Source organism: Mesorhizobium sp. B2-8-9, assembly GCF_006439475.1.
Taxonomy (GTDB): domain Bacteria; phylum Pseudomonadota; class Alphaproteobacteria; order Rhizobiales; family Rhizobiaceae; genus Mesorhizobium.
This window is the reverse complement of the sequence record NZ_VFTQ01000007.1, coordinates 107,727-130,736: the sequence shown is the minus strand read 5'-3', so window position 1 is coordinate 130,736 and position 23,010 is coordinate 107,727. Positions and strand designations below refer to the sequence as shown.

At 63.7% G+C, this 23,010-nt stretch carries 31 protein-coding genes and 1 other RNA gene; 12 read left to right on the top strand and 20 right to left on the bottom strand.

Going from position 1 to position 23,010, the window contains the following annotated elements:
• Nucleotides 1-59: 59 nt before the first annotated feature.
• The 4 genes from msrB to FJ423_RS11380 form a co-directional block, all read right to left on the bottom strand.
• Nucleotides 60-464, bottom strand: a complete 405-nt coding sequence (msrB, locus tag FJ423_RS11395) for a peptide-methionine (R)-S-oxide reductase MsrB (protein WP_140841742.1) — start codon at nt 462-464, stop codon at nt 60-62.
• 93 nt (nt 465-557) lie between these two features.
• The gene (locus FJ423_RS11390) at nt 558-1,748 is read right to left on the bottom strand and encodes a VWA domain-containing protein (protein ID WP_140841740.1); all 1,191 of its coding nucleotides are present in this window, start codon (nt 1,746-1,748) and stop codon (nt 558-560) included.
• A gap of 7 nt (nt 1,749-1,755) precedes the next feature.
• Nucleotides 1,756-2,202, bottom strand: a complete 447-nt coding sequence (locus FJ423_RS11385; protein ID WP_140841738.1) for a GNAT family N-acetyltransferase — start codon at nt 2,200-2,202, stop codon at nt 1,756-1,758.
• A gap of 77 nt (nt 2,203-2,279) precedes the next feature.
• Nucleotides 2,280-3,119: a MoxR family ATPase gene (locus FJ423_RS11380; protein WP_095767244.1), complete on the bottom strand. Its 840-nt coding sequence runs from the start codon at nt 3,117-3,119 to the stop codon at nt 2,280-2,282.
• 161 nt (nt 3,120-3,280) lie between these two features.
• On the opposite strand from FJ423_RS11380, the gene ssrS reads away from it, so the two are divergent.
• Together ssrS and FJ423_RS11370 are read left to right on the top strand one after the other, a co-directional pair.
• A non-coding RNA gene (gene ssrS, locus FJ423_RS11375) (6S RNA) lies at nt 3,281-3,436 on the top strand.
• Between the two features lie 139 nt (nt 3,437-3,575).
• Nucleotides 3,576-4,157 (top strand): 5-formyltetrahydrofolate cyclo-ligase, encoded by a 582-nt coding sequence (locus FJ423_RS11370; RefSeq protein ID WP_140841736.1) that lies wholly within the window; start codon nt 3,576-3,578, stop codon nt 4,155-4,157.
• Here the strand turns inward: FJ423_RS11370 and FJ423_RS34130 are convergent.
• Entirely contained in the window at nt 4,147-4,311 is a 165-nt protein-coding gene (locus tag FJ423_RS34130) for a hypothetical protein (RefSeq protein ID WP_246680149.1), read from the bottom strand. The genes FJ423_RS11370 and FJ423_RS34130 overlap by 11 nt on opposite strands.
• Between FJ423_RS34130 and FJ423_RS11365 the strand changes: the two genes are divergently transcribed.
• From FJ423_RS11365 to FJ423_RS11350, 4 genes are all read left to right on the top strand, one after another.
• Complete coding sequence (locus FJ423_RS11365) at nt 4,261-4,485, top strand: BrnT family toxin (RefSeq protein WP_246680141.1); 225 nt, start codon at nt 4,261-4,263, stop codon at nt 4,483-4,485. The genes FJ423_RS34130 and FJ423_RS11365 overlap by 51 nt on opposite strands.
• Nucleotides 4,486-4,510: 25 nt before the next feature.
• Complete coding sequence (locus FJ423_RS11360) at nt 4,511-4,798, top strand: helix-turn-helix domain-containing protein (RefSeq protein ID WP_095767247.1); 288 nt, start codon at nt 4,511-4,513, stop codon at nt 4,796-4,798.
• The gene (locus FJ423_RS11355; RefSeq protein WP_095767248.1) at nt 4,795-5,619 is read left to right on the top strand and encodes a YmdB family metallophosphoesterase; all 825 of its coding nucleotides are present in this window, start codon (nt 4,795-4,797) and stop codon (nt 5,617-5,619) included. Before FJ423_RS11360 ends, FJ423_RS11355 begins: the two co-directional genes overlap by 4 nt.
• A gap of 80 nt (nt 5,620-5,699) precedes the next feature.
• A complete protein-coding gene (locus tag FJ423_RS11350) occupies nt 5,700-6,467 on the top strand; it encodes a TerC family protein (protein WP_140841734.1) in 768 nt (255 codons plus the stop codon).
• Between the two features lie 25 nt (nt 6,468-6,492).
• Here FJ423_RS11350 and FJ423_RS11345 read toward each other — a convergent pair whose 3' ends face one another.
• Genes FJ423_RS11345 through FJ423_RS11330 form a run of 4 tightly spaced genes read right to left on the bottom strand, consistent with a single transcriptional unit; the run spans nt 6,493 to nt 8,293 of the window.
• Nucleotides 6,493-6,957, bottom strand: coding sequence for an SRPBCC family protein (locus FJ423_RS11345; RefSeq protein WP_140841732.1), 465 nt, complete (start codon nt 6,955-6,957; stop codon nt 6,493-6,495).
• Between the two features lie 23 nt (nt 6,958-6,980).
• Nucleotides 6,981-7,343, bottom strand: a complete 363-nt coding sequence (locus FJ423_RS11340; RefSeq protein ID WP_140841730.1) for a hypothetical protein — start codon at nt 7,341-7,343, stop codon at nt 6,981-6,983.
• Between the two features lie 30 nt (nt 7,344-7,373).
• Nucleotides 7,374-7,766, bottom strand: a complete 393-nt coding sequence (locus FJ423_RS11335) for a VOC family protein (RefSeq protein WP_140841728.1) — start codon at nt 7,764-7,766, stop codon at nt 7,374-7,376.
• 44 nt (nt 7,767-7,810) lie between these two features.
• Nucleotides 7,811-8,293: an SRPBCC domain-containing protein gene (locus tag FJ423_RS11330; RefSeq protein ID WP_140841726.1), complete on the bottom strand. Its 483-nt coding sequence runs from the start codon at nt 8,291-8,293 to the stop codon at nt 7,811-7,813.
• Between the two features lie 51 nt (nt 8,294-8,344).
• Between FJ423_RS11330 and FJ423_RS11325 the strand changes: the two genes are divergently transcribed.
• The 3 genes from FJ423_RS11325 to FJ423_RS11315 all read left to right on the top strand — a co-directional run bounded on the left by FJ423_RS11325 (nt 8,345) and on the right by FJ423_RS11315 (nt 9,949).
• Nucleotides 8,345-8,668, top strand: coding sequence for a helix-turn-helix domain-containing protein (locus FJ423_RS11325; RefSeq protein ID WP_140841724.1), 324 nt, complete (start codon nt 8,345-8,347; stop codon nt 8,666-8,668).
• A gap of 204 nt (nt 8,669-8,872) precedes the next feature.
• Nucleotides 8,873-9,622: a YebC/PmpR family DNA-binding transcriptional regulator gene (locus FJ423_RS11320; RefSeq protein ID WP_140841722.1), complete on the top strand. Its 750-nt coding sequence runs from the start codon at nt 8,873-8,875 to the stop codon at nt 9,620-9,622.
• Nucleotides 9,623-9,640: 18 nt separating this feature from the next.
• Nucleotides 9,641-9,949, top strand: a complete 309-nt coding sequence (locus FJ423_RS11315) for a SelT/SelW/SelH family protein (protein WP_140841720.1) — start codon at nt 9,641-9,643, stop codon at nt 9,947-9,949.
• A gap of 58 nt (nt 9,950-10,007) precedes the next feature.
• On the opposite strand, the gene FJ423_RS11310 is transcribed toward FJ423_RS11315, so the two are convergent.
• Entirely contained in the window at nt 10,008-10,484 is a 477-nt protein-coding gene (locus tag FJ423_RS11310) for a DUF1772 domain-containing protein (RefSeq protein ID WP_140841718.1), read from the bottom strand.
• 129 nt (nt 10,485-10,613) lie between these two features.
• Here FJ423_RS11310 and FJ423_RS11305 point away from each other — a divergent pair, with 129 nt between their 5' ends.
• Complete coding sequence (locus FJ423_RS11305) at nt 10,614-11,255, top strand: TetR/AcrR family transcriptional regulator (protein WP_140841716.1); 642 nt, start codon at nt 10,614-10,616, stop codon at nt 11,253-11,255.
• A gap of 295 nt (nt 11,256-11,550) precedes the next feature.
• Here FJ423_RS11305 and rpmE read toward each other — a convergent pair whose 3' ends face one another.
• Nucleotides 11,551-11,772, bottom strand: a complete 222-nt coding sequence (gene rpmE, locus FJ423_RS11300) for a 50S ribosomal protein L31 (protein WP_027166741.1) — start codon at nt 11,770-11,772, stop codon at nt 11,551-11,553.
• Nucleotides 11,773-11,978: 206 nt separating this feature from the next.
• Here rpmE and FJ423_RS11295 point away from each other — a divergent pair, with 206 nt between their 5' ends.
• A complete protein-coding gene (locus FJ423_RS11295) occupies nt 11,979-13,781 on the top strand; it encodes an ABC transporter transmembrane domain-containing protein (RefSeq protein WP_140841714.1) in 1,803 nt (600 codons plus the stop codon).
• Nucleotides 13,782-13,814: 33 nt separating this feature from the next.
• On the opposite strand, the gene FJ423_RS11290 is transcribed toward FJ423_RS11295, so the two are convergent.
• The gene (locus tag FJ423_RS11290) at nt 13,815-15,299 is read right to left on the bottom strand and encodes a carboxypeptidase M32 (RefSeq protein ID WP_140841712.1); all 1,485 of its coding nucleotides are present in this window, start codon (nt 15,297-15,299) and stop codon (nt 13,815-13,817) included.
• Nucleotides 15,300-15,443: 144 nt separating this feature from the next.
• Between FJ423_RS11290 and FJ423_RS11285 the strand changes: the two genes are divergently transcribed.
• The gene (locus FJ423_RS11285) at nt 15,444-15,797 is read left to right on the top strand and encodes a DUF1304 domain-containing protein (protein ID WP_140841710.1); all 354 of its coding nucleotides are present in this window, start codon (nt 15,444-15,446) and stop codon (nt 15,795-15,797) included.
• 91 nt (nt 15,798-15,888) lie between these two features.
• Here the strand turns inward: FJ423_RS11285 and FJ423_RS11280 are convergent, their stop codons facing one another.
• The 8 genes from FJ423_RS11280 to FJ423_RS11240 all read right to left on the bottom strand — a co-directional run bounded on the left by FJ423_RS11280 (nt 15,889) and on the right by FJ423_RS11240 (nt 22,983).
• A complete protein-coding gene (locus FJ423_RS11280) occupies nt 15,889-16,317 on the bottom strand; it encodes a hypothetical protein (protein ID WP_140841708.1) in 429 nt (142 codons plus the stop codon).
• Between the two features lie 248 nt (nt 16,318-16,565).
• Complete coding sequence (locus tag FJ423_RS11275) at nt 16,566-17,594, bottom strand: peptidoglycan -binding protein (RefSeq protein WP_140841706.1); 1,029 nt, start codon at nt 17,592-17,594, stop codon at nt 16,566-16,568.
• 1 nt (nt 17,595) lies between these two features.
• The gene (locus FJ423_RS11270) at nt 17,596-18,618 is read right to left on the bottom strand and encodes a MotA/TolQ/ExbB proton channel family protein (RefSeq protein WP_095767261.1); all 1,023 of its coding nucleotides are present in this window, start codon (nt 18,616-18,618) and stop codon (nt 17,596-17,598) included.
• A 111-nt stretch (nt 18,619-18,729) separates the two neighbouring features.
• Nucleotides 18,730-19,422 carry a hemolysin III family protein gene (locus tag FJ423_RS11265; protein WP_140841702.1) on the bottom strand — a complete coding sequence of 231 codons (693 nt, stop codon included), beginning with the start codon at nt 19,420-19,422 and terminating at the stop codon, nt 18,730-18,732.
• Between the two features lie 212 nt (nt 19,423-19,634).
• Nucleotides 19,635-20,435, bottom strand: a complete 801-nt coding sequence (locus FJ423_RS11255; protein WP_140841698.1) for an inositol monophosphatase family protein — start codon at nt 20,433-20,435, stop codon at nt 19,635-19,637.
• 23 nt (nt 20,436-20,458) lie between these two features.
• The gene (gene efp / locus FJ423_RS11250) at nt 20,459-21,025 is read right to left on the bottom strand and encodes an elongation factor P (RefSeq protein WP_095767538.1); all 567 of its coding nucleotides are present in this window, start codon (nt 21,023-21,025) and stop codon (nt 20,459-20,461) included.
• Nucleotides 21,026-21,155: 130 nt separating this feature from the next.
• A complete protein-coding gene (locus FJ423_RS11245; RefSeq protein WP_246680140.1) occupies nt 21,156-22,334 on the bottom strand; it encodes a tetratricopeptide repeat protein in 1,179 nt (392 codons plus the stop codon).
• A 1-nt stretch (nt 22,335) separates the two neighbouring features.
• Nucleotides 22,336-22,983: a thiamine phosphate synthase gene (locus FJ423_RS11240; RefSeq protein WP_140841696.1), complete on the bottom strand. Its 648-nt coding sequence runs from the start codon at nt 22,981-22,983 to the stop codon at nt 22,336-22,338.
• Nucleotides 22,984-23,010: the final 27 nt, after the last annotated feature.

The window sequence follows — 23,010 nt, the reverse complement described above, 5'->3', positions numbered from 1 at the left end:
CGGATGGAGCATGAAAAAGGGCGGCCGAGGCCGCCCTTTGCGAAGACTGGAAGCCCAGATCAGACCGCAGGCTCGAAGCGCAGCGCCACGCCATTGATGCAGTAGCGCAGGCCGGTCGGCGGCGGGCCGTCCTCGAAGACATGGCCGAGATGGCTGCCGCAGCGGGCGCAATGGCATTCGGTGCGGACCATGCCGTAGCTGCGGTCGACGGTGGTCTCGATCGAGCCCGGGACCGGATCGTTGAAGCTCGGCCAGCCGGTGCCGCTCTCGAACTTCAGCTTGGATTCGAACAGCGGCTGGTCGCAGCCGACGCAATAGAAGGTGCCGGCGCGCTTCTCGTAGAGCAGGGCGCAGCTGCCGGGGCGCTCAGTGCCATGGTTGCGCATGACGGAATACTGCTCCGGCGTCAGCCGGGCGCGCCACTCGGCATCGGTGCGGGTGACGGGATAGGCGTGGGTGTCCATGAAATCTCCTCGGCCTTGGCGGCTCGTTGTTGCTTGCAACGGATATTCGCCCAAACATAGGCCCTTGTTACAGGTGCTTCCAGCGAAAGCGAGCTAATGCTTGCGCGACAACTGCCTGGTCGCTGCCTCAAGCCCTGCCAATGTCAGCGGGAACATGCGGCCACCGAAGATGTTGCCGATCAACTGGATCGAGTGCGTGTAGCGCCAGTTCTTCTCAGCTTCGGGATTGAGCCATATCGCGTTCGGCCATTGCTGCAGCAGGCGGGCCAGCCACACACTTCCGGCCTCGGGATTCCAGTGCTCGACCGAGCCGCCGGGGTGAGCGATCTCGTAAGGGCTCATCGAGGCGTCGCCGACAACGATCACCTTATAGTCCGGCCCGTATTTGTGAATGAGGTCGAAGGTCGGGATCGTCTCGGCCAGGCGCCGGCGATTGTCCTTCCAGACGCGCTCGTAAAGGCAATTGTGGAAGTAGAAATACTCGAGCTGGCGGAACTCGGCGCGCGCGGCCGAGAACAGTTCCTCGACGCCGCGTATATGGTCATCCATCGAGCCGCCGACGTCGAAGAACATCAGAAGCTTCACGGCATTGCGCCGCTCGGGCCGCGTCTTGACGTCGAGATAGCCGTGCTCCGCGGTGGCGTGGATGGTGCCGGGCAGGTCGAACTCTTCCTCGGCGCCCTCGCGTACCCAGCGGCGCAGCCGCTTCAGCGCCACCTTGATGTTGCGGGTGCCGAGCTCGACGGTGTCGTCGAAGTTCCGGAATTCGCGCTTGTCCCAGACCTTCACCGCGCGGCGATGGCGGCTTTCATGCTGGCCGATGCGAACCCCTTCGGGGTTGTAGCCATAGGCGCCGAAGGGCGAGGTGCCGCCGGTGCCGATCCATTTCGAGCCGCCCTGGTGGCGCCCCTTTTGCTCCTGGAGGCGCTGCTTCAAGGTCTCCATCAGCTTCTCGAAACCGCCAAGCGCTTCGACCAGCTTCTTTTCCTCCTCGGTCAGATGCTTTTCCGCCAAACGACGCAGCCATTCCTCGGGGATGTTGGCGACATCGACGGCATCGGGGCTGCCGAGTGCCTCGACACCCTTGAAGACATGCGCGAAGACCTGGTCGAAACGATCGATATGACGCTCATCCTTCACCAGGGCCGAGCGCGCGAGGTAGTAGAAAGCCTCGACGTCATAGTCGACCAGCCCCGCTTCCAGTCCCTCCAGCAGCGACAGATATTCCCTGAGCGAAACAGGAACCCGCGCGGCCTTCAGTTCTAGGAAGAAGGGGATGAACATCAGTCCCTTATAGCAAATCGTACTCGATGAATCCGGTCCGCCTTGCCACATGGTCGTAGAGCCGGCGCGCCGTGGCGTTGGTCTCATGCGTCATCCAGTAGACATTCTTGACGCCGATCTTGCCGGCCTCGTCCCGCACCGCTTTGATCAGCGCCGCGCCCACGCCTTTGCCGCGCACCTCCGGATCGGCGAACAGATCCTGCAGGTAGCAGTTGTTGACCAGTGACCAGCAGGAGCGATGGTAGAGGTAGTGGGTCAGCCCAACCGCTTTGCCGTCGAACGTGGCGATGAAACCTTTCGGCTCGAATTCGCCTGCCGTGAACAAACGCTTCCAGGTGACGTCGTAGACCTCGTCCGGCAGCTTGGTCTCGTAGAAGGTGAGGTAGGCAGTCCACAAGCGCCGCCAGTCGGCGTGGTCGGACTGCACGAACGGGCGAATGGCGATCTCGGACATCTTTTCTCCTCCAGTGCTTTGGTCTGAAGCTGCGGCAGCGACCGATTGCCGGCAACGGTCCACGGACGGGGAAAGCGCTATTGCTGCCGTCTGGCCATGAAGGCCAGCCGCTCGAACAGGTGCACGTCCTGCTCGTTCTTGAGCAGCGCGCCGTGCAGCTTCGGCAGCATGTTCTTGGGATCGGCGCGCAGGTCCTCGGGCGCGATGTCGTCGGCGACCAGCAGGCGGATCCAGTCGAGCGCTTCGGAGGTCGACGGCTTCTTCTTCAGGCCCGGCACATCGCGGATCTCGTAGAACTGGCTCAGTGCCGCCCGCACCAAATTCTGCTTGATGCCGGGGTAATGCACCTCGACGATCCGGTGCAGCGTGTCGATGTCGGGGAAGCGGATATAGTGGAAGAAGCAGCGGCGCAGGAAGGCGTCCGGCAGTTCCTTCTCATTGTTCGAGGTGATGATGACGATGGGCCGGAACTCGGCGCGGATCGTCTCGCCGGTCTCGTAGACGAAGAACTCCATCCGATCGAGCTCCTGCAGGAGGTCGTTGGGGAATTCGATGTCGGCCTTGTCGATTTCGTCGATCAAAAGCACGACTTTTTTCTGCGCAGCGAAGGCATCCCACAGCTTGCCGCGCTTGATGTAATTGGCGATGTCGTTGAAGCGCTCGTCGCCGAGTTGGCTGTCGCGCAGCCGCGAGACGGCGTCATATTCGTAGAGGCCCTGTTGCGCCTTGGTGGTCGATTTGACGTTCCATTCGATGAACTCCAGCCCGAGCGCCGAAGCCACCTGGCGGGCAAGCTCGGTCTTGCCGGTGCCGGGCTCGCCCTTGACCAGCAAGGGCCGCTCCAGCGCGATCGCGGCATTGACCGCAACCATCAGATCCTTGTCGGCGACATAGGCCGCAGTGCCTTCGAAACGCATCTTTTCTCCTGTCCGTGCGGCGGACCGTAAGGAGGCTGGACGGGCCGCGCAAGGGCGGTTGCCGGACAGCTTCCCATCGGGACGGTCCGCAAGACGAATTATGCGCAAATGGTGACCCGTTTCTCTGGCGCACGGCTAATCATCGGCCTATATTTGTCGACGGCGGTCTGCGCTTCCCGGCAGGAGAAACTTATCCCCGGGGCCTTATCGATCCTTAGGGAGCTGTCCCTGGGAAGACCCGTGGGTTTTCTCACACGGCGCCCACCTACTTTGTAGGCACCCGGGATCGACCTCTCCACCGGTTGCGTGGATCGTCGCTCTCCTGTTTTCGGGAGACAAGCGTCTTCTCTCTGTTTGACGCATTCCAGGAAAACCGCGGCGCACTTTGCTGGAATTGCGCTAGAAAGCGTCGCTCCTAAATCTCCATCCAAATCTGACCCTTTCTAGCGTCGGCGCATGTCACCTTCCAAAGACCTGAAAAAACAGCTTCGCAAGGAGGCGCTGGCGCGCCGCGATGCGCTCGACGAGTTCTGGCGCGTCGAGATCGCGCTCGAAATGGCCGAGACCGCGAAGGAAAAAATCGACTTTGAACCCGGTCGGGTCGTCTCCGGCTTCTGGCCGATGCGCTCCGAGGTCGATGTGCGGCCGCTGATGTTCGCGCTGCGCGAGAAGGGCGCAAGGCTCTGCCTGCCGGCGATCCTCGACAAGACCACGATCGTCTTTCGCGAGCTGGTGCGCGGCGCGCCGATGGTCGAGATGGGATTCGGCACGGTCGGGCCGCATGAAGAGGCGGAAGTGCTCGACCCGACGCTCATGCTGGTGCCGCTCGCCGCCTTCGACGGCCGCGGCCACCGTATCGGCTACGGCGCCGGCTATTACGACCGCGCCATTGCCAGGCTGGCCGACAAGGGCATCACGCCGAGGCTGATCGGCATCGCCTTCGATTGCCAGCAAGTCGACCGGGTGCCTGATGAGAACCATGACGTCATCATTCCGGAAATACTGACCGAGAGCGGGTTGCGCCGGTTCACGACTTGACGCGGGCGCCCACCTGGCAAATACTACTGAATTCCAGTAGGCTGGCATGCTTTAATTCGAATGGGACGACCAGAAGGCGACGAGCAATCTTGCCAAGCACGATGTGGCATTTGCGGATGCCAAACGCCTGTTCGACGACATCGGTGCTCTGCATTATTCGGATCGCTCCATGGATTACGAAGAGGAGCGCTTCATTGGCATCGGAATCGTCAATGGATTGGTGCCGACGGTGGTTTACACCGAACGCGGCGACCAAATAAGACTGATCTCCGCCAGAAAGGCGACGCGCCATGAGCAAAAAGCATATGACCAAGCACGCAGGGACTGAATCCGATTGGGAACGTCTGCGCAGCATGAGCGACGCGGAGGCGGAGGCTGGCGCCCTGGCGGATAAGGACAATCCACCGCTCAGCACGGATCGGCCGGGAGTGGCATCTGTTGCCCGTGTCAAAGTGATCCGCCGGGCCTTGCATCTTACCCAGGAGGAATTTTCCGTCCGCTATCGCATTCCGCTCGGCACGCTCAGGGACTGGGAGCAGGGCAGAACAGAGCCGGACCAGGCGGCACAGGCCTATTTGCAGGTCATCGCCAAGGAGCCGGATACGGTGTCGCGGGCGCTCGGTACGCGCAGCGCCGCATGAGACTTCTCTTCCTCGGCGACATGGTTGGCAAAACAGGGCGCACGGCAGTCTGGGAACAGCTGCCGGGACTGATTTCCGACTTCAAGCTGGACTTCGTTATCGTCAATGGCGAGAACGCGGCCGGCGGCTTCGGCATCACCGAAGAGATCTTTCGCGAGACGCTCGCGGCGGGCGCGGATGTCGTCACCACCGGCAACCACGTCTGGGATCAGCGCGATGCGCTGATCTTTGCGCCGCGCGAGGAGCGCTTCCTGCGTCCCTCCAATTTCCCGAGGGGCACGCCGGGCCGCGGCTCGGGCGTCTACATCGCCCGCAATGGCGCGCGCGTGCTGGTCGCCAACATCATGGGCCGCGTCTTCATGCATCCCGAGCTCGACGACCCTTTCCAGGCCGGCGAGCGTGAGCTTGCCGCCTGCCCGCTCGGCGAGCAGGCCGATGCGGCCATCATCGATTTCCACGCCGAGGCGACCTCGGAGAAGATGTGCTTCGCGCATTTCGTTGATGGTCGCGCCAGCCTGGTGGTCGGCACGCATACGCATCAGCCGACCGCCGACCATCAGATCCTCAATGGCGGCACCGCCTATATTTCAGACGCCGGCATGTGCGGCGATTATGATTCCTCGCTCGGCATGGACAAGGAAGAGCCGCTGAACCGGTTCCTTTCCAAGGTGCCGAAGGGCCGTTTCGAGGCGTCCTCAGGGCCCGCGACGCTCTGCGGCGTCGGCGTCGATATTTCGGACCGCACCGGGCTTGCCGAAAAAATCGCGCCGTTTCGTCGCGGGCCGCGGCTGGAAGAGACGGCTCCGTCCTTCTGGTCGTGACATTGATATAAGCGAGATCAATACCTAACTGGCGACGAAACCCGCGAAAACTGCTCTAGATCGTAGAGGGGACGACCTTCATGCAGCTTGTCGAATTTCTGGCGCCGCACTTTCATTTTGTTTCCGATCCGACCGCATGGGTCGCGCTTTTGACCCTGGTGGTGCTCGAGATTGTGCTCGGCATCGACAATCTGATCTTCATCTCGATCCTGACCAACAAGCTGCCGGAGGCGCAGCGCGTCCGCGCCCGCCGGCTGGGCATTTCGGCGGCGCTGATCATGCGACTGATCCTGCTCGCCACGATCTCGATCATCGTGCAATTGACGACGCCGGTGTTCACCGCCCTCGGCCACGGCTTTTCCTGGCGCGACCTGATCCTGATCGCCGGCGGCCTGTTCCTGGTCTGGAAGGCGACCAAGGAAATCCATCACACGGTCGACCCGCAGGATCATCAGGACACGATGGTCGGCGGCACGCTGCAGATGAGCCTTGCCGGAGCGATCTTCCAGATCCTCCTGCTCGACCTCGTGTTCTCGATCGATTCCATCATCACTGCCGTCGGCATGACCGACGAGATCGCCATCATGTATATCGCGGTAATCGTGGCGGTGAGCGCGATGATGCTGGCGGCGACGCCGCTTGCCAATTTCATCGCCAGGAACCCCTCTATCGTTATTCTGGCGCTCGGCTTCCTTTTGATGATCGGCATGACGCTGATCGCCGACGGCATGGGGTATCATGTGCCCAAGGGATACATCTACGCCGCCATGGGCTTTTCCGCGCTGGTCGAAGGCCTCAACATGCTGGCGCGACGGCGTAAGAGGCAGGGGTCGGGGGAGGGGCACTGAGGCTCGCCACCGCGCCGGTGAGCCGCTAGGCCGAAACACCCTTCGGGTGACGGTCGCCGATCAAGCCGAGCGTCAGGCCCTGTTCCAGCCAGGCCTTGGCGCCGGCAAGCACCAGCGCGAAGCCGCCGGTGGATTCGACAGCCTGCTTCACCTGCTCATCGGCGGAACCGGCGAAGCCGAAATTGCGGATTTCGAGGAAGGTCGCTTCATCCGGCATCTCGGTGAATGTCCAGACGACGGTGGTCGGCGGATCGCTCCACTGCATGACGATCTTCTCGTTGGGGACGATCTCGCTCACCTCGACCTTGGTCGAGACGCCATACATGCTCCATTCCCATTCGACCAGCTTGCCCTCATTCAGGCGACCGCTGGAATGCGTAAACCAGAATTTCGTGGTGACCGTCGGATCGATGATCGCTTCGAACACCTCGGCGACCGGCCGACGGATCAGCATGGCGGTTTCGGCGATGGGAGATTCTCCGAGCTCCATACGGTTCTCCTTTCCGGCGGGATTCACCAGGCGTCTGGCTCCCGCACGAGGTGAATGATGTTGGCCGGGCTGGTGATCCAGCCGCCACGAAAGCCTTCACCCAGAGGTTCTATTGCGTCGCAGCGCACGACACCGGCCTTTGCAAGATGGGAGGCCGCGCTCTTGAAGTCCGGTGTGAAAAGCTCCAGCCAGATTTCAGCCTGGCTCATCATCGGCGCCTCGTCGATCCAGAGGCGATTGGGACCAAGTTCGAAACCGATCGCCGGCGCCTTCGCCGTAAACGGCTTCAACCCCACAACATCGCGATAGAAGGCGATCGTTGCCTCGTATTGGTGCGACGGCACCTTCATGGCGATGTTGATGCCGCCTGTGATCTCGGTGTCCATTGCCGATCCTCTCGGTTGCGTTGGATGTCGTTACGGCAGGTTGATCTGCCAGGAGACGCCGAAGCGGTCGTTGAGCCAGGCGAAACGCTGGCTGAAACCATAATTGCCGGTCGGCATCAGGAAGCCGCCGTCCTTGGAAAGAACGCCGACGATCCGCTCGAGCTCCTCTTCGGACGAGCAGTCGACAAAGAAGGAAAAGGACGGCGTGAAGGTAAAGGCGTGGTGGACGGGGCTGTTGTATATCCTGACCTCGACGCCGCCGATCAATGCGCGCGCCAGCTTGAGCGTTCCTTCCGTCCCGTCCTCGCCCGAGCCATAGCGCGTGATGTCGAGCACACGGCTCTCCGGAATGGTCTCGCAATAGAGGGTCATTGCCTCCTCGGCCTTTCCCTCGAACATCAGGAATGGCGTTGCTTTCGTCATCGGGCGACCTCCTCCTGCCGAATATCGGGACCTGAATGTCGGGCTCAGATGTTGGTCTCGTTGGCCGGCTCGCCGCGCAGCTCGCTGCGGTAATAGCCGTCGCGCAGATTGATGCCATATTCGAGATAGGCCTTCATGCAGGCCAGCATCTGCGACCAGCCCTCGCAATTGAGGTAGGATTTCTTCAGGCCGGCCTCGCCTTCGTGCCAACCTTCTTCAGCGATGGTGACGAAGGTGCCGCCGTCCTCAAGCGGCTCGAAATTCATCTCGATGCGGGTCTTGTAGGCGGGCTTTCCATCGTCATCGGTGGCGTCCCAGCGCAGCACGATGCGCTTGTCCTTCGTCACCTCGTCGACTTCGACCGGTACAGACTTCCACCAGGTGACGGTGGTGCCCGACACAAGCGGCGCCGAAGCGCCGCCGATGGTGGTGAAATAGCCGCTGAGCTTTGTCGGGTTCACGACGGCATCGAAGACCTCGCCGACCGGTCTGCCGATGCGTCCGGAAATCCTGAAACCAAGGGACATATCCACAGCTCCTTCCTTGCTGCTTGAAACGATATGTTATAGAAATATAACATGTCAAGCCAAACCTCCGACGACCATGTTTTCAAGGCCTTGGCGCATGCGCGCCGGCGCGAATTGCTGGATCGCCTGAAGGATCAGCCGCAGACCACCGGCGCGCTGTGCGAGGCGTTCCCGGACATGGACCGCTGCACGGTGATGATGCACCTGAAAGTGCTGAAGGAGGCCGATCTGGTGGTGGCGAAGCGTGAGGGGCGCGAACGCTGGAACCATCTCAATGCGCTGCCGATCCAGCAGATCCACGACCGCTGGATCAGCCAGTATGCCGGCCACGCCATCAGCATTCTCGATCGGCTGAAGTCCGATCTGGAGGGGTGAACGGCTCTCTTCGGCCTTGGCGTGATGGCGCGTCTGGACGAATTGAGCCGATTTATCTATAAGCCGGCCATTCCGACAAAGAGCGCCACGTGCCTTCGCAGGCATGCTTGGAGCGTTCTAAAAGATTGAATTCGAGCATTTTGCCGAAGACGCGGTGACGACACCTCGCTTCGAAATGCTCTAGCCGAACACGACAGGGGTGCCATGGCTGGCCATTCGCAGTTTAAGAACATCATGCACCGCAAGGGCCGCCAGGACGCGGTGCGGTCGAAAATGTTTTCCAAGCTGGCGCGCGAAATAACCGTCGCCGCCAAGACCGGCACGCCGGACCCGGCGATGAACCCGAGGCTGCGGCTTGCCGTGCAGAACGCCAAGGCGGTGTCGATGCCGAAGGACAACATCCAGCGCGCCATCAACAAGGCTTCCGCAGGCGACGCCGAAAATTACGAGGCCGTGCGCTATGAGGGCTACGGCCCCGGCGGCGTGGCGCTGATCGTGGAAGTGCTGACCGACAACCGCAACCGCTCGGCCTCCAATGTGCGCGCCGCCTTCACCAAGGCCGGCGGGGCGCTCGGCGAAACCGGCTCGGTGTCGTTCATGTGGAACCGTGTCGGCGAGATCTATTATCCGGCCTCGGCCGGCAGCGCCGACAAGGTGATGGAAGCAGCGATCGAGGCCGGCGCCGACGACGTGGAATCGGACGAGGAAGGCCACACCATCTATTGCGCCTTCGAGAATCTCGGCGAGGTTTCGAAGTCGCTCGAGGCGGCGCTCGGCGAGGCGGAATCGGTCAAGCCGATCTGGCAGCCGCAGAACAACGTCCCGGTTGACGAAGAGCGGGCGCAGTCGCTGATGAAGCTGGTTGCTACCCTCGAGGACGATGACGACGTGCAGAGCGTCTACGCCAATTTCGAGGTCGACGACGAGACGATGGCCAAGCTCAGCGCGGCCTGACCAGCCACGCGATACGATATGAGCGAGAAGCCGCTGCCCGTCATCCGCATCACCTATTGCACGCAGTGCCAGTGGCTGTTGCGGGCCGGCTGGATGGCGCAGGAGCTGCTCTCGACCTTCGGCACGGATCTCGGCGAAGTGACGCTGGTGCCGGGCACCGGCGGCATCTTCACCATTTCCTGCAACGACGTGCTTATCTGGGAGCGCAAGCGCGACGGCGGTTTTCCGGACGCGGCAAGGCTCAAGCAGCTGGTTCGCGATGTCATCGATCCCGACCGCGACCTCGGCCACGCCGATCGCAAGGATCGCAAAAAAGACCCCGCCTGACGAACTCCCCGAAAGTTGGACGCAGCCTTCGGGGGTTGCATTCGCGGGCTGCCGTTTTTCAGATCAATGCCATGATGAAGCAAGCCATCGCGACTATCGCGGTGACGGTGCGGACGTGATTCCACATCACCCACTCGCTCAGGTGGTTTGCCCACACGGCGGCGCCGTTGGCGCTGGCAGGATCGACGGCGGCTAAGGCGTCATTGAGCGGCACGTTGAAGACCATGGTCACGATCGGATTGCCGACGAAATAGATCACGGCACCGGCAAGCAGCCAGTAGGAGCCGGACTGGCTCCAGCCGAAGAAAACGCCGGCAATCAGCACGAGGCAGATGAGGCCGGTGCCGAACAGCGCCGTCATGAAGGTCGGCGTGATCACCGTGACGTTGATCGAATTCATCGCCGCGATGCCGCTTGGGACGGGCAGCCGGGCAAGTGCTGCCATGACGAAATTCGAGAAGGCAAAGAAGACGCCGCCGACGACGCCGGAGCCGATCGCGGCGACAAAGGTGAGGGTAGGAAGAAGTTTCATCATCTCAGTTGCTCCGATGCCGGGTTTTGCTCGATTCTAAAATGCGAGTAACCCTCACATTTGCAAAACGTGATAAACCCTCGTATTTTGTGAGTCAAGCCGGTTTCCGAGAAATCGCCCAAGGAGAGAGCCATGGATGAGAAAACCGCCGCGAGGCCAAACCAGGCGGATATTGCTTCGCCGCGCCGGTCGCCGAGCCAGCAACGCAGCCGCGAGCGGGTCGAACGCATGCTCTCCGCCGCCTCGGCGCTAATTGCCGAGCAGGGCAGCGGCGCCATGCGCATGGGCGAGGTGGCGGAACGGGCCGGGGTGTCTATCGGCTCGCTCTACCAGTTCTTCCCGGACAAGCGGGCGATCGTCTGGGCGTTGGCCGAGCGCTACACGGCAGAGAGCCAGGCCTGCATTTCCGCGGCGCTGAAGGATGTCAGCGATGCTGAAGGCCTGCGCAGGTCGTTTTCGGAACTGGTCGATATCTATTATCGGCTGTTCCTGGCCGAGCCGGTGATGCGCGACATCTGGTCGGGCACGCAAGCCGACAAGGCGCTGCGCGAACTGGAGCTCGCCGACAGTCGCGCCAATGCCGATTTCCTGCTCGCGGTGCTGAAGCGGATTCGCCCCGATGCCGATCCGATCGAATTACAGACGGCCGCGTTTCTCGTCTGGCAGATGGGCGAGGCCGCGGTGCGGCTGGCTATCTCGGTCGAGCGGGACGAGGGCGACAGGCTGGTTGAGGCCTACAAGCGCATGGCGCTGAGAGAGCTGGTGGGCGAGTAGGAACGATTCCGCAGCGTCGCAAGACTTGGGTTCCTCGCCCCCTCCGGGGGCGGGGGAGAGGTGTCCGCGAAGCGGACGGAGCGGGGGCCTTCGTAGGGCGCTCCCCTCTCCGTCTCGGCTTCGCCGAGCCACCTCTCCCCACTTCGTGGGGCGAGGAACCTTGAACTTTCAAGCGCCGGCGCTGCCCCTCATCCGCCCTTCGGGCACCTCCCCGTAGAACGGGGAGAAGAACGAAACTGGCAACAAAAAACCCGCCTCGAAGGCGGGTTTCTCGAAATCTGCCGATGTATCCGGCTTAGAGGCCGAAACCCTCGAAACGCTTCTTGAACTTCGACAGGCGGCCGCCGCGGTCGAGCAGGGTCTGCTGGCCGCCGGTCCAGGCCGGGTGCGTGGTCGGGTCGATGTCGAGGTTCATCGTATCGCCTTCCTTGCCCCAGGTCGAACGGGTCTGGTATTCGGTGCCATCGGTCATGACGACCTTGATGGTGTGGTAGTCGGGATGGATATCGGCCTTCATTGTCGTGTTTCCTGGCTGCCGGCGCTGGCAACGGGCCTGAAGGCCTGCGTCGATGCGCCCCTTTTTAAAACTCGAAGCCGCAGCTAATGAAAAGCCACGGCTTCTAAAACGGTCGGCGAGCCTATACATCAGCCGGAATTGAATCACAAGGCCGCGGCGGGCGCATATTGAAGCGCGGTCCCGCCAAGCGGCCAGAGGAAACGCTCATGGCGGAAATCGGTGGCAGCGCAAGCGAGCGCAGACGCTCGGTCCGGCCGCTCCGCAGCCTCTTTCCGTACGTTACCCGCTACCGGAAGCTGGTAATAGGCGCCGTCATCTCGCTGATCGTGGCGGCAGTGACGACGCTTGCCCTGCCGATGGCCGTGCGGCGCATGATCGACCATGGTTTCCAGGCCGCTAGCTCCACCTTCATCGCGGAATATTTCGCGGCGCTGGTTCTGATGGCGGCTTTGCTGGCTGCCGCTTCGGCAAGCCGCTACTATTTCGTCATCACGCTGGGCGAGCGGGTCGTGGCCGACATTCGCCGCGAAGTCTTTTCGCATGTCACCACGCTGTCGCCGGCGTTTTTCGATCGCGCGCATTCGGGCGAGATCGTGTCGCGGCTTGCCGCCGACACCACGCAGGTGAAGTCGGCGGTCGGCGCAACCGCCTCGGTCGCGTTGCGCAATCTCATCCTCGGCCTCGGCGCGGTGGCGATGATGGTGGTCACCAGTCCGAAACTTTCCGGCCTGGTCATTGCAGCCATTCCGGTGATCGTGCTGCCGCTGGTCGCCTTCGGCCGCTCGGTGCGGCGCAAGTCCCGGCAAGCGCAGGACACGCTCGCCGAGGCCACCGCCTATGCCAGCGAGCAGATCGGCGCGGTGCGCACGCTGCAGGCCTTCACCAACGAAAAGCTCGTCACCGGCCGTTTTGCGGACGCAGTCGACGCCGCCTTCGAGGCGGCGCGCGCATCGGTGTTCGCGCGCTCATTCCTCACCTTCTTCGCCATCTTCATGATCTTCTCCTCGGTGGTCGCGGTGCTGTGGTTCGGCTCGCGCGACGTGCTTGCCGGCACGCTGTCGCCGGGCACGCTCGGCCAGTTCCTGCTCTATTCGGTGTTTGCCGCCGGCGCGCTCGGCGCGCTGTCGGAGGTCTGGAGTGAGCTGTCGCAGGCGGCGGGTGCCGCCGAGCGGCTGACGGAGATCCTGGCAGAGACGCCGGCGATCCGGCCGCCGGTCGATCCGCTTCCCTTGCCGGCAACGGCCAAGGGCGCGATCAGCTTCGACGACGTGTCCTTCTCTTATCCGGCGCGGCCGGACCGCGCTGCGGTGCATGGATTGAGCTTCCAGGTGAAGCCAGGCGAGACAGTGGCGATCGTCGGGCCCTCGGGCGCGGGAAAAAGTACCGTCTTTTCGCTGATCCTGCGCTTCTACGATCCAGAGAGCGGCCGCGTCGTCATCGACGGCGTCAATGTGCGCGAGGCCGATCCGGCCGCGATCCGCCAACGCACCGCGATCGTGCCACAGGACGTGACCATCTTCGCGGCGAGCGTCCGCGACAATATCGGCTTCGGCAGGCAGGGCGCCAGCGGTGCCGAGATCGAGGCCGCGGCCAAGGCAGCGCTTGCCGACGAATTCATCGCCAGGCTCGACAAGGGCTATGACAGCCAGGTCGGCGAGCGCGGCGTGACGCTGTCCGGCGGGCAGCGCCAGCGCATCGCGATCGCCCGCGCCATCCTGCGCGACGCGCCAATCCTTCTGCTCGACGAAGCGACCTCGGCGCTCGACGCCGAGAGCGAGACGCTGGTGCAAAGAGCGCTGGAGCGGCTGATGCGCGGCCGCACCACCATCGTCATCGCGCACCGGCTGGCGACGGTGCTCAAGGCCGACCGCATCCTCGTCATGGACGGCGGGCGCATCGTTGAGGAAGGCACGCATCAGAGCCTGGTCGCCAAGGGCGGCATCTATACGCGGCTCGCCAAGCTGCAGTTCGAGACCGGAGCCAGCGCCTTCAAGGGCGCGGCGGAGTAGGCACGCCGCACCCAGCCGGTTTCGACCCGCGGGTCAGTTGCCGTAGCGCCTGCTCAAGTGCTCGGTGAAGTAAGCAGCGTTGAGCTTCTCGCCGGTGGCGCGCTCGAGCAGGTCCGGCGTCGACCAGCGCGAGCCCTGCGACCAGATCTTTGCGCGACGCCACTCGTTGATGGCGGTGAAATCGCCCTTGGCGAGATCCTGGTCGGCGGACGGATGCTCCCTTGTCAGAGCCGCCCATTGCTGCGCGGCCATCATGGCGCCTAGCGTATAGGAGGGGAAATAGCCGAAGGCGGCACCCGGCCAATGCACGTCCTGCATCGGGCCGTCAGCTGGATTATCGATGGTCGAGAGCCCGAGATAATCGCGCATCTTGGCATCCCAGGCCTGGGGCAGGTCGGCGACCTCCAGTTGGCCGGACACGAGTTCCTGCTCCAGCTCATAGCGCAGGATGACATGCAGCGGATAGGTGACTTCGTCGGCGTCGACGCGGATCAGGCCGCGCTCGACATGGTGGACATGCGGCAGGATGTCGTCGATCGACCAGGCTTCGCCGAGATGTTTCTCGACCACTGGCAGCGCCCAGCGCCAGAAGGCCGGGTTGCGGCCGATCTGCTTTTCGACAAACAGGCTCTGGCTCTCATGCACGGCCATGCCGCGCGCCTTGCCGAGCGGCCAGTGCGACCAGGCCTTCGGCAGGTTCTGCTCGTAGAGGGCGTGGCCGGTCTCGTGCAGCACGCCCATCAGCGCCGACAGGAAGTCGGAGGTCTTGTATCGGGTGGTGATGCGCACGTCGGTCGGCACGCCGCCGCAGAAGGGATGATGCGATACCGAGAGCGAGCCGTGGGTGAGGTCGAAGCCGACGGCCGCCATCATGGCAAGGCCAAGCTCGCGCTGCCGGTCAATGGCGTAGCTGCCGGAGAGCGGCTTTCGCGGATGCTTTGCCAGCCGCGCATCCTGCACGGCCAGCGCATGCGGCAGGAAGTCGCGCAGGAAGGCCTTCAGCTCGGCAAACACCGGCGTGATGTCGGCGGCGCGGTTGCCGGGATCGTACTGTTCCATCAGCGCGTCATAGGGGGCGAGGCCGAGGGCGTCGGCGCGCAGCGCCGCTTCCTCGCGCACCAAGGTCACGACGCCTTCCAGCGCCGGCAGGAAGCCGGCCCAGTCGTTCTTGGCGCGCAGGTCGCGCCAAAGCTGCTCGGAGCGCATGCGCGCCACCGTCTGGCGCTCGACGAATTCGACCGGCAGACAGGTGAGATTGGTGTATTGGCGGCGCAGTTCCCGCACCGCCGCCTGCTGCTCTTCGCCGAGCGGCTCGGCTTCGGCCGCTGAAATCCAGTCGCCGATCTCGGGCGCGGTGGCCTGGCGGTGCAGCATGCCGGCAAGCGAGGACATCGCCTCGGCGCGCTTCTCGCCACCGCCGACCGCCATATGCGTTGCTTCGTCGGCGCCGAGGATCGCCAAGGCATGCTCCAGCGCTTCGAGCTTGTGGCCGAGTTGGTCGAGTTTCTGGAATGACATGGCGGGTTCCGGCTGCAAAGGGGCTGGCGCGAAAAGATACCAAGGCGCGAAGCTTGGCAACCCTGGTTGGCGATCCAGGGTCAGCCTATCTTGCGCGGCGGCGTCGACGTGTGGTCAATGCTTGTCCGAAGGACGGAGGGGACAATGGTCGGCGATATCCTGGTCGGGCTGGTGGCGCTGATCCACTGCTATATCGTCTATCTGGAGATGGTGCTGTGGGATACGCCGCGCGGCCGCAAGGCGTTCAAGCTGACGCCGGAATTCGCCAGCGCCTCGAAGGTGCTTGCCGCAAATCAGGGACTCTATAACGGCTTTCTCGCCGCGGGCCTGATCTGGGGTCTCTATCTCGGCGCCGGCGGGCTCCAGATCAAGATGTTCTTCCTGTTCTGCGTCGCCATCGCCGGCCTCTACGGCGCGGCGACCGTCAGCCGCAAGATCCTGTTCATCCAGACAGCGCCGGCGGCGCTCGCCATCATCGCGCTTTGGCTCGGTCTGTAATCGAAGCAGGGCGCGATCGAAAAAGGGCGCCCTCGGGGCCAGGTCCCGCGGGCGCCAGGTCGTCCCTTCCTCTGCGATCGGAGCAAATGCTCTAGCCGTTCGGGTAATTCCCGCCGTCGGAACCGTCGCCCATCATGATGCCGCTGCCGGTGTCGTTCATCAGTCTCTGGTCGACATTGTCGAGCCTGCGCAGCAGCTCATGGTATTGCGCGGATGGTATCCTGCCGTGATCCGAAGCCGCGACATGTTCCGCGGCCTGGCTGATATGCGCGGCGCGCATATGCAGGTGCTGCGCTTCCGAGGCCGAGATGCTGTTCGCTTCGCGGGCGTCGGTGATGCCCTGGTTCACGCCCTGGATCTGCTCGATCAGGCTCGTCACGCGTGGTCCGGTCATAACGGTCGGATCGGGTGTGTCCAGGGCGCCGCCCCTGTGATGTTCGGCCGCATAGGCGCCGGCGAGCGGAGCCGCGATCAGAACTGCAGCGAGGGTTGCAGTCTTGAGAGATGTTGAAACGCGCATGGCGGCGCATCCTCCTACCAGGAAGAGAGCGGCCGCGCCGCTTCGTCTTCCGACCTTACGGGCCGTCCGGTTCCGTCGCGTCGCGATGCGAGGCATCGCCGGCGGACCCCGGCCCTGCGGCAAGTTAGGTGCGTCGATTTGCGATGTGTAATTAAAAAAAGATAATGTTTTCGGCGCTTGTCGCGGCGACTTGGCGATCTAAGTATTCAGCCGACGAACAACTTCCTGTGACTTGGCGTGATAATAGCTCACCGTTCGGTGAGCTTCAGTTCAATGCGGCGGTTCTTGCTGCGCGCCTCGTCGGTGTCGGCGGGATCTAGCGGCTGGAACTCGCCGAAGCCGGCGGCCACCAGCCGGTTGGCCGGCACGCCGTTCTCGATCAGGAACTTCACCACCGAGGTGGCGCGGGCGGTCGACAGCTCCCAATTGTCGCGATAGCGGCCGGTGCCGGACAGCGGCTTGTTGTCGGTATGGCCGTCGACGCGCAGCACCCAGCTGATCTCGGGCGGGATTTCCTTCTGCAATTCGATGATGGCGTCGGCGAGCTTCTTCATCTCGACCTTGCCGGCGTCGTTGATCACGTCGGAGCCGGTCGGGAACAGCACCTCCGACTGGAAGACGAAGCGGTCGCCGACGATACGGATGTTCTCGCGGTCGGCGAGGATCTCGCGCAGCCGGCCGAAGAAGTCGGAGCGGTAGCGGTTGAGCTCTTGCACGCGCTGCGCCAGCGCGACGTTCAGGCGCCGGCCGAGATCGGCGATCTTGGTGTTGGAGTCGCGGTCGCGCTGCTCGGACACGTTGAGCGCGTCTTCCAGCGCGCCGATCTGCTTGCGCAGCGCCGCGATCTGCTGGTTGAGGATCTCGACCTGGCTCAACGCCTGCTGGCTGATCTGGCGCTGGTTGCTGAGCTCGCCCGAAAGCTGGTCCGCTCGTTTGTTGGCCGCGTCGCCGGCGCCGGCGCCCTGCGCCAGCAGTTGTTCGAGGCGGCTCTTTTCGGCTTGCGCCGCCGACAGCGACGCCTGCAGGTTGGCGAGCGAATCCTCCTTGTCCTGGCTGTTCGTGCGTTCCAGAGCGAGCAGCTGGGTCAGCTCGTTGATCTGCGAGTTGAGGCGGTTCAGCACCGCGTCCTTGCCGGAGATCTCGCGGCTGAGCAGGAACTGCGCCAGCACGAAGACGGTAAGCAGGAACATGATCGCCAGCAGCAGCGTCGACAGTGCGTCGACAAAGCCCGGCCAATAGTCGATGCGGCGGTCGGCGCGCCGTCTTGCCAGCGCCACGTCAGTGGACCCCTTGCTTCTTCAGCGCGTCGGCGATCTTTTCCAGCGTGTTGCGCATGGCCTTCTGCTCGTCGGACTGGGCTTCGACCCAGTCGCGCATGATCTGCTGCTCGGAGCGCATGTTCTTCACCAGCCCCGAGATGCCGTCGGCAAGATTGGCCATGGCGGTGGCGACGCGCGGATTGGAGCCGCCGCCATTCTCCTGCAGGCTGCGCAGCCGCTCCGACAAGAGCCGGATGTCCTCGGAGGACTCGGCTGCTTTCGACGTCTCGGACACAACTATGTCCGACGACAGATCGGTGACCGAAGACAGCCAGTTCTCAAGCTCGGTGTAGAAGCGGGTCTGGGCGCGGCCGGCCTGCAGGTCGAGGAAGCCGAGCACCAGCGAGCCGGAAAGGCCGAACAGCGAGGACGAGAACGCGGTGCCCATGCCGGCGAGCGGCGCCGACAGGCCTTGCTTGAGCGCGTCGAGCACGGCGGCAGCATCGCCGGTGCCCGGGTCCAGCGCCTCGATCGTCTCGCGGATCGAGGCTATGGTGTTGAGCAGGCCCCAGAAGGTGCCGAGCAGGCCGAGGAACACAAGCAGGCCGACCAGATAGCGCGAGGTGTCGCGGCTCTCGTCGAGCCGGGTGGCGATGGAATCCAGCATCGTGCGCATCGACGAGGTCGAAAACGCAATCGTCGACGAGCGGCCGATCATCGCCTTCATCGGCGCCAAAAGTACTGGCTCGGTGGTTTCGGAGCCGGCGCGGAAGGAATTGACCCAGCGCACCTCGCGAAACAGCCGCCCGACCTGGGCGAAGGCAAGCAGGATGCCGACCGCGAGCACGCCGACGATCAGTCCGTTGAGGCCCGGATTGCTGGAGAAGGCGGTCGAGATCTGGCGGGTGAGGATAGCGGCGATGAAAGCGACGATGATCAGGAAGATCACCATGGTGAGCAGGAAGACCTGCGGGCTCGACAGCTTATGCGGATCATAGACCAGGACGTCCGATCGCCTGCCGAAGGATCTGAGAAAAGCCATCCGTGCCCCGTTTCCGATGCCACCGCCGCAGAATTGCCGCGACTCTAAACGGAATTGTGACCAAATTGAATGGTGCTTGGCAATATGGCCCGATAGGCCCGCGCTACAGGCCTAGAACCGGTTGACGACCAGGCAGTCTACCATGGCGGCCAGATGGAGGCCGGCGCCGGTGACGACGAAGCCGTGCCAGACGGCATTGTGAAAGCGCAGGCCCTTCCAGGCGAAGAAGACGACGCCGCAGGAATAGACGATGCCGCCGGCGACAAGCAGCGCGACCGAGGTCGTCGGCAGCGTCTCGACCAGCGGTCCGGCCAGCACGACGCCGCTCCAGCCGATGGCGAGATAGAAGACGATCGCCAGCCGGTCGTAGCGGCCGGGCAGGAACATCTTGATGGCGATGCCGGCCGCTGCGGCGCTCCACACGATGACGATCATGGGTAGCGCCAACGGCGAGTTGTCGAGCTGGGCGAGGAAGGGCGTGTAGGTCGCGGCGATCAGCAGATAGATCGCGGCATGGTCGAAGCGGCGCAGGATCCATTTCGCCGGCCACGAAACCGGCCACAGATTATAGGCCAGCGAAACCGAGAGCACGGTGAGCAGCGACACCACGTAGAACACCGCGGCGACATATTCGCCCGGGCCGGAGCGGAAGGCGGCCAGGGCCAGGAGAGTCGAGCCGGCGGCGATCGCCAGCACGATGCCCACCGCGTGAACGATGCCGTCGGCGATCATTTCGGCGCGCGAATAGTGCCAGCGCCCGACAAAGGGGATCTCAAGCTTTGTACCTGGATGCGCGTCGTTCATGAATGATCCTGCAACGCCTAATCTGGGCAGTCGCGGACCAGTATTTCAAGCTTCGGTTGCGGTTTTGCGACCAAAGCCGCGCGTCCTTTCGACGCAAAGAACGCCTTAAGCGCGTCGCGCTGGACCGGATTGAGGCGACGCGCTTTAAGTTTTTGTTTTGATGCATGTCGTTGTCCCAGAACCGCTGCACAGTTCTGGGCGACATGCATTGGTCAGCGAGCAGCCAATGGCTTCTTCACGGTTTTCAGCAACGCGCGCTGGATGAGCTCGTTACCGGCGACGACCTCGCCGCTGTCCAGCATGCCCTGTCCGCCATCCATGTCGGAGACGAAGCCGCCGGCTTCGCGCACCAGAAGGATGCCGGCTGCGATGTCCCAGGACGACAGGCCGGTCTCCCAGAAACCATCCATGCGTCCGGCTGCGACATAGGCAAGGTCGAGCGCGGCGGAGCCAAGGCGGCGGACGCCGGAGACTTCGGCCATGACGTTGCGCAGCTCGATCAGGAAATTGCCGTGCTGGCCGCGGCCGAGATGCGGCACGCCGCAGCCGATCACCGCGTCGGTCAGCTTGGAGCGGCCGGCAACACGCAACCGCCGGTCGTTCATGAAGGCGCCGCCGCCGCGCTCGGCCGTGTAGAGCTCGTCCATCGCCGGATTGTAGACGACACCGGCGACGATCTGGCCCTGGCGCTCGAGCGCGATCGACACCGAGAAGAGCGGAATGCCGTGCAGGAAGTTGGTGGTGCCGTCGAGCGGATCGACGAGCCAGCGGTGCTGAGCGTCCTCGCCTTCGACGGCGCCGCGCTCCTCCATCAGGAAGGCATAGCCCGGCCGCGCCTTGGAAAGCTCGGCGAAGACGATCTCTTCGGCCTTGCGGTCGGCCTGGCTGACATAGTCGCCCGGGCCCTTCATCGAGACCTGCAGGTTCTGCACCTCGCCGAAGTCGCGCGACAACGAGCGGCCGGCCTTCATCGCGGCCTGGACCATGACGTTGAGGAGAGCGGAACGCGCCATTTTTTCTTCCTGCTTTCTTGCCGTTAATCCGCGCGGCGCACGTAGGTGATTTCGTTGGTGTCGACGATGATGCGCTCGCCGGCCGAGATGAAGGGCGGCACCAGCACGCGGATGCCGTTCTCCAGCACCGCCGGCTTGTAGGAGGAGGCGGCCGTCTGGCCCCGCACCACCGGGTCGGCCTCGGTGATGGCCAGCGTCACCTGGTCGGGCAGCGAAATGCCGATCGGCCGCTCCTCGTAAAGCTGCACCGTCACCATCATGCCGTCCTGCAGGAAGGCGGCGCGCTCGCCGACGAAGTCTTTCGCCAGTTCGAGCTGCTCGTAGCTTTCGGTATCCATGAAGACCAGCGCGTCGCCCTGCTCGTAGAGGAACGAAAAATCCTTCAGGTCGAGCCGGATCTGCTCGACGGTCTCGGCCGAGCGGAAGCGCTCGTTGAGCTTGGTGCCGTTGATCAGGTTCTTCAGCTCGACCTGATTGTATGCGCCGCCCTTGCCCGGCTTGACGGTGTTGGTCTTGACCGCCACCCAAAGCCCGCCATCATGCTCGATGACATAGCCGGGACGGATTTCGTTGCCACTGATCTTGGCCATGATGAACTGATCCGGAATGAGATTTTTCTGGCGCGGCTCGCGCTTTGGCGCCTCCAAGACCACAAATTGCCCGGGGAGGCAAGGGAGGGAGCCCAAGGCGGCCCGGACATGCTGTCCGTGACGCCATGCGTCAAGGCAGGCGATTTGCCTTCTGCAGCGCCTGCTTGGTCTGATCGTCGTCGAGGCCCTGCAGGAAATCGTCCATCTGCGGGTCGATCAGCCCGGCGCGGCGGGCGATGATGTACCAGGCGCCGGCAAGGATCAGGTCCGGATCGGTGCCGATGCCGCTCATATAGAGCTTGGCGAGACGGTTCTGGGCGGCGACGTTGCCGCCTTCCGCCGCCCGTTTCATCCAGGCAAAGCCCGATTTCAGGTCGCGCCCGCCGCCGCGCCCCTCGATCATCCAGGCGGCGAGGTCGATCTGCGCGGTGTCGTAGTTCTGTCTTGCGGCCTGCGCCAGGAGAAGACGCGCCTGGGCGTCGTCATGCGGCTTGCCGCCGACGCCATTGGCGTAGAGCTGCGCCAGCGCATATTGCGCATCGGCAAGTCCGGTGGCGGCGGCGCGTTCGTAATAGGCGGCGGCCTTCACAAGGCCGTCGTCGCCGGGATCCTGCTGGACGAGCAACTGGGCGAAGTTGAACTGGGCAAGCCGGTTGCCGGCCTCGGCCGCGGCCTGCATCAGCGCGAAAGCGGCCTTTTCGTCCTTCTTCACGTAATGGCCGTCCAGCAGCGCCAGCGCGTATTGGAACTGGGCCTCCGGCACGCCCTGTTCGGCGGCCAGCGCATACCATTTCGCGGCCTCGGCCGGATTGAGCGGCACACCCAGCCCACGCGACAGGATTTCGGCCACGAGCGTCTCGGCCGCCGGATCGCCGTTCTTGGCGCGCTCCATGGCGAGGTTGTAGGCGGTCTTGTAAAGCCCGCGCTGGAAGGCGCCGTAGGCGGCGTCCGGTTGCTTGGCGCCGAAGCGGTCGGGATTGACGGCGTCGGCCGACGGCGGCGTCATGGTCGCCGGTTGCGGCAAGGTGTTTTGGATCGGCTTGTCGATATGCGCGCCGGTGCCGAACCTGTTCGGATCCGGCTCGCCGGCGTCCGGCGCGGCCGTGTCCAGTTTGCCCTTATCCGGCATGCCCTTATCCGGCGTGCCAGTATCCGGCGTGCTTGCATCCGGCTTGGTTGCGTCGGATGCGCTCTTGTCCGGTGCGCTCGTCTCCGGCCGCGGCTGCGGCAGCGGGACGGTCTCAGCCGCCATCGCGGCCTGCGCCAACAAGCCGGCCAGAACCGTCAGGCAAAGGCCACGCAGGCGCATGTCAGTCCTCGAAACGCGGCGCGGTTTCATCGAGCAACGCGTTGGCGGCAGCGATCGCGGCGCGCGGGTCGCGTCCGTCGGCAAAGACGGCGCTGGACAGCGCTACGAACTCGGCGCCGGTCGCGGCCACCGTCTCGACCGAGGCAAGCTCGGAGCCGGCCATGACGATGCAGGGGATCGAAATCATCTCCGCCCACCATTCGCCCAGGGCGAGGTTGCGGTGGTGCGGCTCCGGCTTGTTGTCATAGCCGAAACGGCCGAAGAACATATAGTCGGGCCGCTCCTCGCCGAGCTCCAGCGCCTCGTCGCGCGTCTTGGCGCCGCCGGCGCCGACCATCATCTTGCCGGCCACCCGCTCGATCGTCTCGGCGAGTTCCGCGGGCTTCACTTCGACATGGATGCCATCGGCCTGGACGCGCCCGGCGATGCGGCTGTCGCCGGCGATGATGACGGCGACGCCGGCACTTTGAGCGATCGGCACGATCCTTTCGGCGAAGGCCTGGAAGGAGGCATCGTCCATGCCGTTGTCGGGCAGGATCAACGAGGCGACGTCGCCACCGTCGAACGCCGCGCAGATTTGCTCCGCCGGCACGAGCGGCGGCGCGATCAGCACGATGCGGCAGCGGTTGGGAGGAGTTGCTTCGTTCATTGGCCTTCGATCCCGGTTTCGCCTATG